Genomic DNA, 14,192 nt, shown 5'->3' on the forward strand with positions numbered 1-14,192 from the left:
TCAGTGGCCTCCGTGGCCGGAGGCGGCTGGGGGCGTCTGCGCCGGGGGCGAAGCGGGGGGGGCAGCCGCGGGGGCACTCGCCGAGGAGGAGGCCGCCAGCGCCGCCAGCGAGGCGCGCAGGCGCGATTCGGAGTCCACGAGGAAGTTGGCGCCGGTGACGACCTGATCTCCCGCCTTCAGGCCCGACGTCACCTCCACGCTCTTGCCATCCGACTCGCCCAGACGGACCTCGCGAGGCTGGAAGCGGCCCTCGCCGAGCGCCACGAAGACGACCTGGGTGGTGCCGGTGGGGACGATCGCGTCGGAGGGAATCTTCAGCCCCTCGCGCGTGGTGCCCCGGAGCACCACCTCCCCGAACATCTCGGGGCGCAGGTCTCCGTCGGGGTTGGGGAACTCCAGGCGAACCTTGACGGTGCGCGTGGCCGGATCCAGCACCGGGTCGAGGAAGGCCACCTTCCCGGCGAACACCCGGTTGGGGAAGGCCTTGAGCTGCATCGTGGCGGGCATGCCCACCTTCACGTGGCGCAGCTCGCTCTCGTACACGTCCGCGAGGACCCACACGCGCGACAGATCGACGATCTCATAGGGTGTGGCGCCCACCTCCAGGCGCGCGCCCTCCACCACGTCCTTCTTGGTGATGACTCCGGAGATGGGCGACACCAGGGTGAGGGAGCGGGTGGCCTCGCCCGTCTCGGCGAGCCGCTCGAGGGTGGCCGCCGGCACGTCCCACAACTGCAGCTTGCGCCGGGCGGCCGAGACCAGGGCGTCGCCGTCCGAGGCCATTCCACCGGCCTGGCCCAGGGCCTGACGGGTGCGCAGGGCCAGCAGGTACTCCTCCTGGGCCGCGAGCAGCTCGGGGCTGTAGACGGAGAAGAGTGGCTCGCCCCGCTGCACCGGCTTGCCGGTGAAGTCCGCGTACACGCGCTCGACGAAGGCCGGCACCTTCAGGGTGACGCGGCGCACGCGGGTCTCGTCCATCGCCACGCGACCGTTGGTCCGCCACGTTCCCCCCACCTTGCCCTCCGTCACCGGCGCGGTGCGCAGGCCGATGAGCTGCTGGCGCGAGGGGTCGATGGTGACGGGCGCCAGGCCCTCCACCGCGGGGGCTCCCGGGTCGCCGGGCGAGGCCGATGCGGGCGTCATCGCCACCAGGTCCATGCCGCAGATGGGGCACTTGCCCGGGTGGTCCTGCACGATGCTCGGGTGCATCGGGCACTGGTACTTCGTGGCCGCGGGCTCGGAGGCGGCCGGGGAGGTGCTGGCGGTGGCGGCCGGAGCGTGGGCGTCGTGCGCCTCCTTGTGCGCCAGCAGGTGCACGGCGCCGCCACCGAGGGCGGCACTGGCCAGCGCCGTCGCGGCGAGCGCGGCGGCTCCGAAGCGGCGGCGCGCGGGAGGCGGCGAAGGAGGGAGTGGGGGAGTCTCGAGAGACATGGGTTCTCCAGGGCTACATCCCTGACATGGAGGAAGAAGAGGAGGAGGCGGCACCCGGCGAGCCACCGGCCGGGGCGGCGCCACTCGCGGGAGCGGACGGGGTGCTCCCCGCACCGGGCATGCTGCCCGTGCCCTGGGCGACGCCGCCCAAGGAGGCCACGGGCTCCAGGCTCACCTCGGCCTGGGCGATGGCGATGCGCTGCGCGTCGACGAGCGTCCGCAGGTAGTCTTCCTCGTCGCGGATGATGCCGGTGTTGGCCTCCAGCACCGAGGCGAACGAGGCGCGTCCCACCCGGTACTGCGTCAGGGTGCTCTCGGCGGTCGCCGCCGACTGCATCAAGAGGCCGTCGCGGTAGATGGCCGCCGTGTCGCGCAGCGCCGCGAGGGCGATGAGGCGTTCCCGTACCCGGAGGCGCAGCACCTGCTCCAGGGCCTCCGCTCCGCGAGCCGAGGCCTCGGCCTGGGCACTGCGCTCGGCCACCACGCGGTCCTGCTTGCTCCCGGAGAAGATGGGCAGGGTGACGCCGACGTTGGCCTGCCACATGGGAGGGAAGTCACCGCCGCGCGGCATCACCCCGGCGCTCACGGTGAAGTCGGGCAGGCGCTCCCGGCGCGCCAGCGCCACCTGCTGCCCGGCCTGCGTCACCAGCACGCGTTGCTGGGACAGCTCGGGGCTGCGCTCGAGCGCGTCCTTCTCCGCGGCTTCGAGGCCGCCGGGCTCGGGCACGCCCAGGTCGCGCACGCGCGTGGTCGTGGGCAGGGGCGTCTCCAGGGGCCGGCCGCTCAGCCGGTTGAGGGTATGCACCCGGACGCGCTCCTCGGCGAGCAGGGAGATCTGACGCTGGCGCAGCCGGTTGAGCTTCGAGCTGGGCGCGCAGCAGGTCGGACTGGGCTCCCTCGCCCGTCTCGTAGCGGATGCGGGCCATCTCGGCGGACTGCTTCCAGAGCGCCTGGAGCCGCTCCAGCAGCATCAGCCGCTCGCGCGTCAGCAGCAGATCCAGGTAGCCCCGGCGCACCTCGGCCTCGATGGACAGCCGCGTCCGCGCCAGCTGAGCCGACGCGGCCGTGGCGCCGAGCCGCGCGACCTCGGTGCGCAGCGCGCGCTTGCCGGGGAAGGGCAGGGACTGGGAGACCATGATGCTGAAGTAGCTGCCCTCCATCTCGCCAATCATGAGGCCGTTGAAACCGTCGTTCTGGATGCCCACCTGCAGCACCGGGTCTGGCAGGGCACTGGCCTGGGGCACGCGCTCCCGGGCGGCCTGGACCGGGGCCTTGGCCTGGTGCAACTCCGGGCGCCCCTCGAGGGCATCCGCGAGGAGCTGCGTCAGCGTTGGGTCCGTGGGCAGTGCCGGAGCGGAGGCTGCCTGTGGGGAAGGCGTGCGAGGCTCCTCCTGTGCGGGCGCCGCCAGGGGCGAGCACAGCGCCAGCACGAGCGCGAGGCGCCCGAGCGTGAGGCGCCACCCGCCTGCGGTGGAGACTGGCTGGAAGAGGGCGTGAGTGGGTTGCACGGGGAGGGGTTGTGCAGGGGGTGTGCCACGAGCCGGGTCCCGCCTGGGCGGCTCGATCCCCGGGGCGCGGCGTGCTCCAGGCCCGGAAGACGGAGCGCGACAGCAGCCTGGGGAGTCACTGTGTAACCCGGGGAATCACATCCGCCGGGGGAAACGGGGGCATAAGCTGGGGGAGGGCAGGTGGCACCCGGCTTGCGTAGTACGGATGGAGGAGAACTCATTGATGCAGGTCCCCTCAGGAACCGCCCGGCGTCTCAGCCTGGCCCTCGCCGCCCTGGTTTCCCTCTTCGTGGTGTCATCCGTCCTGGTGCTCGTGCACATGCGGGAGATTCATTCCCGCATGGTCGAGATGCAGGCGCGGCAGCATGCCGTCCGCTCGGCGCTCGAGGTGGCCAGCGCCATCCGGGACACCTACGCGCACCAGGCCCACACCCTCATCCTGGGCAACGACAGCCACCTGCACTTCTATGAGACGGCTGCTCGCCGGGTGACCCGGCTGACGGAGGAGATGAAGGCGCAGTCCCTGGGCCCCGAGGAGCGGGCGTGGGTGGCGGACATCGAGCGGGCACAGCGCTCCTTGGACACGCTCTTCCGTGAAGCACTCCTGCCCGCGGTGGTGGCGGGAAGGAAAGCGGACATGGATCGCGAGCATGGCCGGGCGCTGTCACTCGTGTCGCAGATGGAGGAGCGCACGGACCGGCTGGTGAGCCACTTCAACCGCTCGGTGGATGCGGCCGAGGCCCGCGTGGGCGAGCTCCAGAGCTCCGCCTTTCAGTGGACGCTGTTCTTCCTGGTGGGCGCGCCGCTGCTGGCGATCGGCGTGGGGGTCTACATCGTCCGCTCCGTGGCCCGGCCCGTGGCGCGGCTGCGTGAGGGCGCGGCGAGGCTGGCCGCGGGAGACATGCATGCGCGCATCGACATCGCGGCCCCCGACGAGTTCGGCGAGCTGGCCCGCCAGTTCAACGCCATGACGGCGGCGCTGCGGGAGCATCAGGAGCGGCTGGTGCAGAGCGAGAAGCTCGCGGGCATCGGCCGGCTGGCGGCGGGCGTGGCCCACGAGATCAACAATCCGCTCACCGTCATCCTCGGCTATGTGGGGATGATGAAGAAGAAGGCGGAGGGGAGCCTGCGCGAGGATCTCCAGGTCATCGAGGACGAGGCGGTGCGGAGCCGTGACATCGTCCAGGAGCTGCTCGCGCTCTCGCGTCCGTTGCAGGCCGAGCCGGAGCCGGTGGATCTGCGCGTCTTGTGCGAGGACGTGGTGGAGCGGCTGAGGCAGGGAGGGCGGCTGGGCGCCGTGCGGGTGGAGGTCGAGGGCGAGGCGCGGACGGTGGGCCACCTGACGAAGCTGCGCCAGGTGGTGCTCAATCTGGTGCTCAACGCGGTGGATGCGTGCGGAGACGAGGGGCGGGTGCGGGTGCGGCTGATGCAGACGGAGAAGGGGGCGGAGGTGCACGTGGAGGACACGGGCCCGGGCCTGAGCGTCACGGCGCGCGAGCGCCTCTTCGAGCCCTTCTTCACTACGAAGCCCAGCGGGACGGGGCTGGGCCTGGCCATCAGCCAGAGCATCGTGCAGGCGCACGGGGGGAGCCTGGAGGCTGCCCCCGGGATGGGGCCCGGCGCACACTTCACCATGTGGCTGCCAGCCACGTCGCCGGAGAGGGCGTGAGACATGGAGACGCGCGGACGCGTGCTGGTGGTGGACGACAAGGAGAACATCCTCAAGCTGTTCGCCCGGCTGCTGGGCGACACGTATGAGGTGACGTGCGCGGAGGACGGGGCACGGGCGCTGGCGCTGGTGGCCGCGCAGGAGTTCGACGTGGTGGTGTCCGACGTCCGCATGCCGGGCGCGGACGGCTTCGAGGTGCTGCGCGCCGTCAAGTCCCGCTACCCCGACACCGAGGTGGTGATGATGACGGGCTTCGCCACGGTGCCGGATGCGGTGGAGGCGATGCGGGCGGGGGCCTTCGATTACCTCCAGAAGCCCTTCCTCCCGGACACCGCCGTCGAGTTGGTCGCACGGGCGATGGAGCGCCGGCGGCTGCGCCTGCAGGCGGAGGTGATGGGAAACGAATCCCCCGGCACGAACTTCTCCTTCACCGGGGCCGTGGGCCGCAGCGCGGCGATGCAGGAGGCGCACCGGCTCATCGAGCAGGCGGCGCGCCTGGACATCACGGTGCTGCTGACGGGCGAGACGGGCACGGGCAAGGAGTTGGCGGCGCGTGCCGTCCACCTCAACAGCGCCCGGCGTGAGCGCCCCTTCGTGGCCGTCAACTGTGGGGCCCTGCCGGCGGAGCTCGTGGAGAGCGAGCTGTTCGGCCACGGCAAGGGGGCCTTCACGGGGGCGGCCCAGGCGAAGGCGGGCCTCTTCGAGGAGGCCCACGGCGGAACGCTCTTCCTGGATGAGGTGGGGGATCTGCCGCTGAACGCCCAGGTGAAGTTGCTGCGCGTGCTGCAGGAGAAGGAGGTCCGGCGCGTGGGCGAGACCCGGCCCGTGCAGGTGGACGTGCGGGTGGTGGCCGCCACGCACCGGGACTTGCGTGCCGCGGCGGCCCAAGGGCGCTTCCGGGAGGATCTCTTCTACCGGCTCAATGTCTTCCCGGTGCAGTTGCCGCCCCTGCGCGAGCGCAAGGAGGACATTCCGCTGCTGGCCACGCACCTGCTCGAGAAGCACTGCAAGGCGATGGGGCGCACTCTGGAGGGGATGACGCCGGAGGCGCTGCGTGTGCTCGTGGGCTATCCGTGGCCGGGGAACGTGCGGGAGTTGGAGAACGCCCTGATGCGAGCGGTGGCGGTGGCCACCGGGCCCCACGTGACGGAACGCGACCTGCCGCCGGAGGTGCGCGATCGTCAGGAGGGCGCGCTGCCGGGCGGGGCGGCGAAGCACTTGCCGTACCGGGACGCGCTCGACCTGGCCCGGGATCGCTTCTCGCGCGAATACCTCACGGCGCTGCTGCGCGATTTCGAGGGCAACGTCACCCGGGCCGCCGAGCATGCCGGTATCGAGCGCGAGAGCCTGCACCGGCTGCTGAAGCGCTACAGCATCCGCTCCGACGACTTCAAGCCGCGCTGAGCCCGAACCTGCGCTGACAACCGCGCCCATTTCCCCTCTCCCGAGGGGAGAGGGAATGTTTGGGACTGGAGACGGGCCGCGGCACGGCGGGCTACTGGATGGTGACGAGCCCGCTGATGTGGTCCATGGCGCAGGCGTAGCGCAGCGTGCCCGACTCGCTGGGGGTGAACTCCACGGTCACCGGCGTGTCGAGGGGGAGCGGCTGGTTGATGCCGAGGTCATCCAGGATGATCTCCTTGGCGCACGTCTTGTCCGTCTTGCGGGTGACCACGAGGCGGACCGGGTGTCCCGCCTTCACCTTCACGTCCGCGGGCTCGAAGCCCTTGGTTGTCACCGTGACCTCCACGGTGCGCATGCCGTTCTTGCCGGCCGGGGCGGCGGGTTTGCGAGCGGAGGCGGCCTTGGACGTGCCCGCGTTCTTGGCGTGCTCGTCACACGCGGTCGCGGGGGTGGCCACGGCCAGGGCGAGGGCGGCAACGGCTCCCATCAGGATCGTCTTCATGTCCCGCATCCAAAGCACAACGCGTGCCGGGGGGGAGGACCGCCTGTTCTCGCGGGGTTGGCGGGCTGGGTTGCCCGGCTGGAGTGCCCAGGCGGGTTTCCCTGTAACCCGCCCGGTCACGGCCCCGCTCGCGGGCCTGGCGGGCAGGCGGAGCAGCGAGCGCTCCACCCGGCCTTCTAGTAGTGCCAGGGGAAGCGCTTGTAGTTCTTCTCGCGCTTCTCCAGGAAGGCGTCGCGGCCCTCCTGCGCCTCCTCGGTGCCGTAGGCGAGCCGCGTGGCCTCACCCGCGAAGAGCTGCTGGCCCACCAGGCCGTCGTCGGGCAGGTTGAAGCCGTACTTCAGCATGCGCATCGCCGTGGGGCTCTTGGAGTTGATGATCCGCGCCCACTCCAGGGCCGTGTCCTCGAGCTGCTCGTGCGGCACCGAGGCATTGATCGCGCCCATGGCGGCCGCTTGGTCCGCCGTGTAGTCGAGGCCCAGGAAGAAGATCTCCCGCGCCTTCTTCTGGCCCACCTGCCGCGCCAGCAGCGCCGAGCCGTAGCCGCTGTCGAAGCTGGCCACGTCCGGATCCGTCTGCTTGAACATCGCGTGCTCCTTGCTGGCCAGCGTCATGTCGCACACCACGTGCAGGCTGTGCCCGCCACCCGCAGCCCACCCGGGCACCACGGCGATGACGATCTTCGGCATGAAGCGGATGAGGCGCTGCACCTCGAGGATGTGCAGCCGGCCCATGCGGCCCACGTCCGGCTTGTGGGCCTCATCGCCCTCGTACTTGTAGCCGTCCTTGCCGCGGATGCGCTGATCTCCGCCCGAGCAGAACGCCCAGCCGCCGTCCTTCGGCGAGGGGCCGTTGCCGGTGATGAGCACGCAGCCCACGTCCGTCGTCATGCGGGCGTGATCCAACGCGGTGTAGAGCTCGTCCACCGTCTTGGGCCGGAAGGCGTTGCGCACCTCGGGCCGGTGGAAGGCGATGCGCACCGTGCCGTGCTCCACCGAGCGGTGGTACGTGATGTCCTCGAACTTGAAGCCTTCCACCTCGCGCCAGCGCGCGGGATTGAAGATGGCGGAAACTTTCATTGTCGTTACTCCCTGGAAGGGGCCGCGACCCTAGTGACGCCCGCCCCGAGCGTCAATCGAGGGCCGAGCCCGCGCGGGGGGGGTGACAGGGCCCGGCGGGACATGGTTGTAGAGACGGCGTCATGGTCTCTCGTCTCCCCACCTGCGTGCTCCTCCTGGCCCTGGCCGGAGGCGTGCTGCTGTTCCCCGGGCCCGGAGCGGCCCAGGGCCTTCCTCCCACCACCGGCGAGCAGCGCGCCGTGGAGGTGGACGTGCATGCCACCGACGCGGGCACCGCGCTCTCCGCCGAGGACGCGCGGCGGTTGGGGCTCGCCACGGACGGAGGCGAGGCCACGCTGGTCCCGCCCGTGCTGACGCAGGAGTCGCCCGCGGCATACCCCGAGGGCCTGGAGGGCGTGGACGGCAAGGTGGTGCTGGAGCTGCGCGTGGACGAGCAGGGTGGGGTGGCGGAGGTGCACGTCACGGGAGGCACCTCGGAGAAGGCGCTGGTGGCGTCGGCCGTGGCGGCGGCGAAGGGGCTGCGCTTCTCGCCCGCCACGCTCGGGGGCCAGCCGGTCTCGGTGCGCCTGCCCTTCGTCTACCGCTTCGAGGCGCCCCTGCCCGAGTCCTTGATGAGCCACCTCGCGGGCACGGTGCGCGCCAGGGGCACGCGGCGTCCCATCGTGGGCGCGGCCCTCTTCCTCGACGGGAGCACCACCCCCGCGGCCACCACGGACTCCGACGGGCGCTTCTCCCTGAAGACGCTCCCGGGAGGCCACGAGCTGGAGATCCGCGCGCCCGGTCATGCGCCGGCGACCTTCGAGGAGGTGCTCATCACGGGCGAGACGCTGGAGGTGCTCTACCGGCTGGAGCCCCTGGTGGTGAACCCCTACGAGACGGTGGTGCGCGACGAGCGCGAGCGCACCGAGGTGTCCCGCATCACCCTGCACGAGCAGGAGTTGCGCGAGGTGCCCGGCACCGTGGGAGATCCGTTCCGCGTGGTGATGCTGATGCCGGGCGTGGGCAGCCTCGCCTCGGGCATCTCGTACCCGGTGGTGCGCGGCAGCCAGCCGGCGGCCACCGGCTTCTTCCTGGATGGCGTGCGCATCCCCATGCTGTACCACCTGCTGCTCGGGCCCGCGGTGGTGCACCCGGACTTCATCGACTCCATCGACTTCCACGCGGGCGTGCCGCCGGCGCAATACGGAAGGCTGCTGGGCGGCGCGGTGGAGGGGCGCATCAGCCGCCCGCGCGAGGACCGGCTGCACTACACCGTCTACGCGGACCTGCTCAACAGCGGCGGCTTCGTCGAGTACCCCTTCGCCTCCACCGGCACCAGCGTCAGCGTGGCGGGCCGGGTGAGCTACACGGGGCTGGTGATGGTGCCCCTGGCGGAGGCGGTCAACGGCGCGGCCTCCGACGATTACGACGGGCGGGCCAACTTCTGGGACTACCAGGCGCGCGTGGAGCAGAAGCTGGGCGAGGGACGCCTGCGGCTCTTCGCCCTGGGCAGCTCCGATGACTTCGGCTCCACGCCCGTCCCGCATAAGCCCTACCTGACGGGCTTCGGCGTCCACACCACCTTCCACCGGGTGGACCTGCGCGGCACGCATCCGCTGGCCGGGGGCGAGGGGGAGCTGGGCCTCACCTGGGGCGTGGATGACTTCGGTTTCATCGGCGAGAGCACCGTGCAGCGGCCCCAGGGCATCCAGTTGGAGCGCGTGGGCGAGTACACCCTGCGCCAGATGAGCTTCGCGGCCCGCTCGCGGTGGGAGCGACGCTTCTCCCGCTTCCTGGAGCTCAGCGCGGGCGCGGACGTGGAGCACCGGCGCGCGGCCGTCATCCTCCGGGGCACCGGGCTGGCGCCGGGCCAGCGCGAGGACGGCCTGAACGACGATCCCTTCCAGAAGCCCTCGTCCCTGGCCACCTTCAGCGGGGCCTGGACGCAACTGCTCTGGCGGCCCTCGCCGCTCTGGACGGTGTCGGCGGGCCTGCGCGCGGACTCCTACCACCTGGTGCCGGGCATCTCGCACCTGGCGCTGGAGCCCCGGCTGGCGGTGCGCCATGCCCTCTCCGAGTCGCTCACCCTCAAGGCCGGCGCGGGCCTCTTCCACCAGCCGCCCACGGTGCTCATGCACCTCCCCGTGCTGGACACCTCGGGTCTGCGCTACGGGCTGCAGGAGGGCCTGCAGATGGACGTGGGCGCCGAGTGGAAGCCCACGGACGGGTGGGAGGTGAACGTGGACGCCTTCTACAACCCGCTGCGCCGCACGGTGGAGTTCGATCTCACCGAGGTGGCCCTGGATCGCCGCCGCATCGGGCTGACGGGCCTGGACCCGGCCGAGAGTGGCTACGCCTACGGCGCGGAGTTGATGGTGCGCCACCCGCTCGGCAACAACTGGTTCGGCTGGGTGTCCTACAGCTTCCTGCAGAGCAAGCGCCGCCAGCGCTTCGCCCGCTTCGACGCCGAGGGCAACGTGGTGGACTGGACGCAGGGGACGCTGCCCTTCGCCTTCGAGCAGGAGCACGTCCTCAACGCCGCCCTCAGCTACAAGCTCGGCAAGGACATCACCCTGGGCGCGGTGGTGCACTTCAACACCGGCCGCCCCGAGTCCGGGGAGGTCACCTCCAAGACGATGTCCGCGCGCTTCGACGAGGCGGGCAATCCCCTCTGGGTGCGCCGGGGCATGGACAGCGCCGAGCGGCTGCCTCCCTTCTTCCGCGTGGACTTCCGCGTCGCGAAGAGCTGGGCCCTGGAGGACCTGACGATGGACCTCTACCTGGACATCCTCAACGTGTCCCTCCAGCAGGAGGTCTACGGCTACTTCTACGGCTTCTCGGATCCGAAGGAGACGGGCGGCAGGAGCGTGCACGAGCGCGAGCCGGTGGCCCTTCCCATCATCCTTCCCATGCTCGGCCTGAAGGCGACCTACTGACATGCGCCCCTGCTTCCGCCACCTCCTCCCCCTCTCCGCGCTGCTCGCCGCCGGGTGCGAGCTGTACCCGGAGGATCCGATCTACGCCTACGGGCAGGTATCGCGCGCGGACGGCTCGCCCGTCTCCGGCGCCACGCTCTCCTTCGACCGGACGCCTTCGCCGAGGGACTTCACCGGCCGCACCGTGAGCCCGCCGGACTTCTCTCCGCACACCACCGCCTCCTCGCGCGCGGACGGGGCCTTCACCCTGGAGCTGCTCGCGGGCGACACCTCCGATCGCGTGCGGACCGGGGAGTATGACGACCACCGCCCCTACCGTTTCCGCGTCGTCTCCCCGATGGAGGAGGGCCGCGCCACCATCCTCTCCTTCGAATCGAACGGGGACGTGGAGCTTCCCCCGCTGAAACCGTGGGCGGCGAATCTGGCGGTGGGGGAGGGGCCCGAGGGCCACCTCGCCGTGTCCTTCGCGCCCGTGCCGCACCCGCCGGAGACTCCGCCCACCGCCACGCTGCGCTTCTCCGTCAACCCGTACACGGGTGAGCAGCTCGACATCCTGCCCACCACACCCAAGCCCGTCGTGCAGCTGCTCCACGGTGGCGGCACGGTCCTCTGGCAGCAGGACGTGGGGGGCTCGCCCTGGACGGCGGCGCCCTGGCTGCGTGAGGACTTCGAGGGGCTCGAGGTGATGGTGCGCGCGCAGAGCACGGGGGACTGGAACTTCAATCCGCTCGGGGGAAGGAACAGCTCGGTGGGGTTCCGGTTGGAGTGGCGCGGCGAGCGCCTGCCCATGCCGGGCGCCGGCCTGCGTCCCGCGAGCCGGGGAGCCTCGTGCGAGCCCCGGCCCGTGGGCGCCACGGAGTGCCCGTGGACCGACGGGCAGCTCGCCCGGGTGAAGCTCCCCCTGACCGCCACGCAGCCCGTGAACCGATGGCCGGAGACGCTGAGCCTCACGCTGGCGGCCCCGAGCCGTCCTTCCCGCATCGTCGTCCGCGGTCTGGCCACGTCCTCGTCCACGTCGAATCCGCTCAAGCGGCTGATCATCGAGGGCAGCGAGGACGGCGAGCGGTGGTTGCCGCTCGGCGAGGTGGTCCGCCCCGCGCTGGCCGAGGGCAGGGACGGGGCGGCCTTCCGGGATTACCGCGAGGTGACGTGGGGCGCGGACAATCCGCTCGATCCGGAAGCTCCAGGTGAGCCTGCTGAGCAACCTCTACCTGGAGGGGGCGCTGCGCACGGAGGTGGCGGTGCGCCACGTGCGGCTGCGGGGCGTGCTCGCCGAGGGCAACCGCCCCGTCGAGTTCGAGTCCCTGCGGGAAGTGTCCCTCTTCGAGTGAGGGGCTACCAGAGGCCCGGCACGAGGCGGTAGCGGGTCTTCTGGGTGTACTCGGTGTAGCCGGGGAGCTCGCGCTGGAGGGTGCGGTCCTCGAGCGCGGTGCGGGTGATGAACGCGGCCATGGCGATGACCGCGGGCACGTAGGCCCACAGCGAGCCGAAGACGAGGGGCCAGGCCACCAGCATCATCAGGAGCCCGAGGTACATGGGGTGGCGCACGAAGCGGTAGGGGCCCGTGCTGATGACCTTGTGGTCGCGGTCCTTCTGGATCCGCACCGTCGACTCCAGGTGCGGGTTGGCGGCGAAGGACCAGAGGATGGGGAGCTGCCCCAGCACGTGCAGCAGCACGCCCACGGGCATGCACCACGCGGGCAGCTCCGACCAGCCGTAGCGCCCGTTGTCGAGCCCCGCGACCACCGTCATCGTCAGCAGCATGGCGAGGTACGTGTGGGTGATGAGCTTGTCGAAGGGCTTGGTGTCCTCGCGCTCCTTCCACCGCTCCTGGTTCAACACGGGGTTGAGCACGCGCGTGCCGTAGGCATTGGCCGCGAGGCTGAAGACGATCAGCCCCGCGAAGATCCACCCGGCCTTCCAGTCGAGCCGGCCCGCGGAGACGAAGAGCAGCGCGCCCATGGCGATCAAGCTGAGGGTGACGAGCAACGACTGAGGCAGGGCCTTCTTCTTCTCGGTGGCGAGCTCAGGCGGAATTGCGGGGTTTTGCTGCATGACGGCTTCTCCTGGGAAGGCGTGCATCATGTCCGAGGAGGCGCCACGTGTGGGAGCCCATGAGATTGGTTCAGGTGGACTCGCTCGGATGAGGAGAGAGCCACCTGTCATCCGGCAGGAGGGCCTGGCCGCTCAGGGCGTCTTGGCCGGGGCCGAGCCCTTCTTCTTCGGCTTCGGAGTGGGCTCCGGCGCATCGTCGTGGTGCAGGTTCTTCTCATCCAACTTGATGAAGCCGGCGGGGAACTGGACGAGTGCCTCGTCCACCGGACCTTCCTGGAGGTCGCGCAGTTCCATGACCTCGCCCTGCTCGGAGGTGTACCGCACCAGGGCGCCGAGTTTCGGGTCCACCCAGGCCATGGCGGTGTGCGTCTTCTTGTCCTTGTCGGACTGGGCGATCCGCCACTTCACCGCCGGACGCCCCGCGATCGGCTCCTCTCCCTCGCGGGTGCACGTGAGGGCCGGAGCCTTGCCACAAGGGTTCCCGCTCGCATCGGTCAGCACGAGGGACAGCGGGAAAGCCAGACTCCGGGTGAGCTTGCTCTCCACGGCCACCTTCTCCTGCGGAATGAGCATCCACACCTTGCCCTGAAAGAAGTCGAGGAGGATGCCCATGGGCTCGTCGCCCGAGCGGAAGTGCATCATGTCCCCGCGCACGGCGAGCCGCTTCTTGACGGACGATTCCTTGCCGCCCTTGGAGATGCTCACGAGGGTGGCGGTGAAGCTCCGCGGGCTGGCGGCCTCCGGTGTCTGCGCGAGCGCCAGGGGCGCGGTGAAGAGGAGGGCTCCGGGCAGCCAGTACATCCAATGCATGGTGTCTCCTGTGTCTCCGCCCGGAATGGGCGGAAGAGCAGGAGATTTATCACCGCTTCAGGGCCGCTCAGTCCCGGAAGTCCGAGCGCGTCCAGGTGCGCTCGGCGAGCCGCTGTTTGACCATCTTGATGTACGGCTTCGCGCCGCTGTAGGTCACGTTCTCGTCCCCGTCGTACCAGTCGCCCGAGAACCAGGCGCCGACGCAGCCCCACTCGTCACCCTGGGTGTAGCCGCCCTGCTTGTACAGGCTGTTCATCCAGGTGAAGTCGCCGTCGTAGCAGGCGCGCCGCCAGGCCAGCGCGTAGTCGACGGTATAGGCGGTGCTGTCGCGCGAATAGGGGTAGGTGTTCGCGTGCACGGAGCTTCCGGATCTGCATGATGCCGAAGGTCGAGAAGTCCTCGCCCACCTCGGACTGTCTCCACCCGCTCTCCACCACCGCCATCGCGCGCACGATGTCCTCGTCGAGGCCCCACTTGCACGCGCCCCACTGGAGGATCTCATCGGTGGTGCCGGTGAAGTCGCCGTCGATCCTCCCGGCGAAGCTCGCGTTGAACTCGTCGCTGGCCCCTTCGATGCGTACGCCGGGTTTGCCGCGCGTCTGGTTGGCCGTGGCGTTGCCGGGACGGGGCTCCCACGAGGAGCGCCGCACCCGTCCGGCACACTCGGCCCCGGAAGGCAGTTCCGAGCCGGGCGGCAGCGTCCCGAAGTAGCCCTCGTCCCCCGGGCCCACTGGCCCTCCACAGGCCTGCATGAACGCGAGCAGCACCACCAGGGACGCGGTTGCCGGACGAGCGAGACTCATGGACACCTCGGGGCGGGAG

General features: G+C 70.8%; 13 protein-coding genes. 5 read left to right on the top strand and 8 right to left on the bottom strand.

The genetic code is table 11. The features are described from left to right. From ACN28I_RS03380 to ACN28I_RS03390, 3 genes are read right to left on the bottom strand one after another with little or no spacing between them, the layout of a single operon-like run. Entirely contained in the window at positions 1–1,431 is a 1,431-nt protein-coding gene (locus ACN28I_RS03380) for an efflux RND transporter periplasmic adaptor subunit (RefSeq protein WP_420940717.1), read from the bottom strand. A gap of 13 nt (positions 1,432–1,444) precedes the next feature. After that, entirely contained in the window at positions 1,445–2,083 is a 639-nt protein-coding gene (locus tag ACN28I_RS03385) for a TolC family protein (RefSeq protein ID WP_420940718.1), read from the bottom strand. Then, on the bottom strand, positions 1,986–2,717 hold the full coding sequence (locus ACN28I_RS03390; protein WP_420940719.1) for a TolC family protein: 732 nt from the start codon (positions 2,715–2,717) through the stop codon (positions 1,986–1,988). Before ACN28I_RS03390 ends, ACN28I_RS03385 begins: the two co-directional genes overlap by 98 nt. A 445-nt stretch (positions 2,718–3,162) precedes the next feature. On the opposite strand from ACN28I_RS03390, the gene ACN28I_RS03395 reads away from it, so the two are divergent. Both ACN28I_RS03395 and ACN28I_RS03400 read left to right on the top strand, forming a co-directional pair. Continuing rightward, positions 3,163–4,608: a sensor histidine kinase gene (locus tag ACN28I_RS03395; protein ID WP_420940720.1), complete on the top strand. Its 1,446-nt coding sequence runs from the start codon at positions 3,163–3,165 to the stop codon at positions 4,606–4,608. Positions 4,609–4,611: 3 nt separating this feature from the next. Further along, positions 4,612–6,012: a sigma-54-dependent transcriptional regulator gene (locus ACN28I_RS03400; RefSeq protein ID WP_420940721.1), complete on the top strand. Its 1,401-nt coding sequence runs from the start codon at positions 4,612–4,614 to the stop codon at positions 6,010–6,012. A gap of 91 nt (positions 6,013–6,103) precedes the next feature. Here the strand turns inward: ACN28I_RS03400 and ACN28I_RS03405 are convergent, their stop codons facing one another. Both ACN28I_RS03405 and ACN28I_RS03410 read right to left on the bottom strand, forming a co-directional pair. After that, positions 6,104–6,514: a cupredoxin domain-containing protein gene (locus tag ACN28I_RS03405; RefSeq protein ID WP_420940722.1), complete on the bottom strand. Its 411-nt coding sequence runs from the start codon at positions 6,512–6,514 to the stop codon at positions 6,104–6,106. A gap of 176 nt (positions 6,515–6,690) precedes the next feature. Beyond that, positions 6,691–7,590 carry a 1,4-dihydroxy-2-naphthoyl-CoA synthase gene (locus tag ACN28I_RS03410; protein ID WP_420940723.1) on the bottom strand — a complete coding sequence of 300 codons (900 nt, stop codon included), beginning with the start codon at positions 7,588–7,590 and terminating at the stop codon, positions 6,691–6,693. Between the two features lie 122 nt (positions 7,591–7,712). Between ACN28I_RS03410 and ACN28I_RS03415 the strand changes: the two genes are divergently transcribed. Both ACN28I_RS03415 and ACN28I_RS03420 read left to right on the top strand, forming a co-directional pair. Next, a complete protein-coding gene (locus ACN28I_RS03415; protein ID WP_420940724.1) occupies positions 7,713–10,505 on the top strand; it encodes a TonB-dependent receptor domain-containing protein in 2,793 nt (930 codons plus the stop codon). A gap of 1 nt (position 10,506) precedes the next feature. After that, a complete protein-coding gene (locus tag ACN28I_RS03420; RefSeq protein ID WP_420940725.1) occupies positions 10,507–11,868 on the top strand; it encodes a hypothetical protein in 1,362 nt (453 codons plus the stop codon). Here the strand turns inward: ACN28I_RS03420 and ACN28I_RS03425 are convergent. The 3 genes from ACN28I_RS03425 to ACN28I_RS03435 all read right to left on the bottom strand — a co-directional run bounded on the left by ACN28I_RS03425 (position 11,841) and on the right by ACN28I_RS03435 (position 13,728). Continuing rightward, the gene (locus ACN28I_RS03425; RefSeq protein WP_420940726.1) at positions 11,841–12,560 is read right to left on the bottom strand and encodes a methyltransferase family protein; all 720 of its coding nucleotides are present in this window, start codon (positions 12,558–12,560) and stop codon (positions 11,841–11,843) included. The two genes, ACN28I_RS03420 and ACN28I_RS03425, sit on opposite strands and share 28 nt — an antisense overlap. Before the next feature lie 132 nt (positions 12,561–12,692). Beyond that, complete coding sequence (locus ACN28I_RS03430; RefSeq protein WP_420940727.1) at positions 12,693–13,370, bottom strand: hypothetical protein; 678 nt, start codon at positions 13,368–13,370, stop codon at positions 12,693–12,695. A 67-nt stretch (positions 13,371–13,437) separates the two neighbouring features. Further along, a complete protein-coding gene (locus ACN28I_RS03435; protein ID WP_420940728.1) occupies positions 13,438–13,728 on the bottom strand; it encodes a hypothetical protein in 291 nt (96 codons plus the stop codon). A 17-nt stretch (positions 13,729–13,745) separates the two neighbouring features. Here ACN28I_RS03435 and ACN28I_RS03440 point away from each other — a divergent pair, with 17 nt between their 5' ends. Continuing rightward, positions 13,746–14,081: a hypothetical protein gene (locus ACN28I_RS03440; RefSeq protein WP_420940729.1), complete on the top strand. Its 336-nt coding sequence runs from the start codon at positions 13,746–13,748 to the stop codon at positions 14,079–14,081. The last annotated feature ends 111 nt before the right edge of the window (positions 14,082–14,192 follow it).

The organism is Archangium gephyra, from assembly GCF_049060025.1.
GTDB classification, from domain to species: Bacteria; Myxococcota; Myxococcia; order Myxococcales; family Myxococcaceae; genus Archangium; species Archangium gephyra_A.

Excerpts from the sequence above, each read along its gene's own strand:
- ACN28I_RS03425 (WP_420940726.1), bottom strand. The coding sequence starts at position 12,560 with ATGCAGCAAAACCCCGCAATTCCGCCTGAGCTCGCCACCGAGAAGAAG.
- ACN28I_RS03415 (WP_420940724.1), top strand. The coding sequence starts at position 7,713 with ATGGTCTCTCGTCTCCCCACCTGCGTGCTCCTCCTGGCCCTGGCCGGA.
- ACN28I_RS03440 (WP_420940729.1), top strand. The coding sequence starts at position 13,746 with ATGATGCCGAAGGTCGAGAAGTCCTCGCCCACCTCGGACTGTCTCCAC.
- ACN28I_RS03395 (WP_420940720.1), top strand. The coding sequence starts at position 3,163 with ATGCAGGTCCCCTCAGGAACCGCCCGGCGTCTCAGCCTGGCCCTCGCC.
- ACN28I_RS03380 (WP_420940717.1), bottom strand. The coding sequence starts at position 1,431 with ATGTCTCTCGAGACTCCCCCACTCCCTCCTTCGCCGCCTCCCGCGCGC.
- ACN28I_RS03405 (WP_420940722.1), bottom strand. The coding sequence starts at position 6,514 with ATGAAGACGATCCTGATGGGAGCCGTTGCCGCCCTCGCCCTGGCCGTG.
- ACN28I_RS03430 (WP_420940727.1), bottom strand. The coding sequence starts at position 13,370 with ATGCATTGGATGTACTGGCTGCCCGGAGCCCTCCTCTTCACCGCGCCC.
- ACN28I_RS03400 (WP_420940721.1), top strand. The coding sequence starts at position 4,612 with ATGGAGACGCGCGGACGCGTGCTGGTGGTGGACGACAAGGAGAACATC.
- ACN28I_RS03420 (WP_420940725.1), top strand. The coding sequence starts at position 10,507 with ATGCGCCCCTGCTTCCGCCACCTCCTCCCCCTCTCCGCGCTGCTCGCC.
- ACN28I_RS03410 (WP_420940723.1), bottom strand. The coding sequence starts at position 7,590 with ATGAAAGTTTCCGCCATCTTCAATCCCGCGCGCTGGCGCGAGGTGGAA.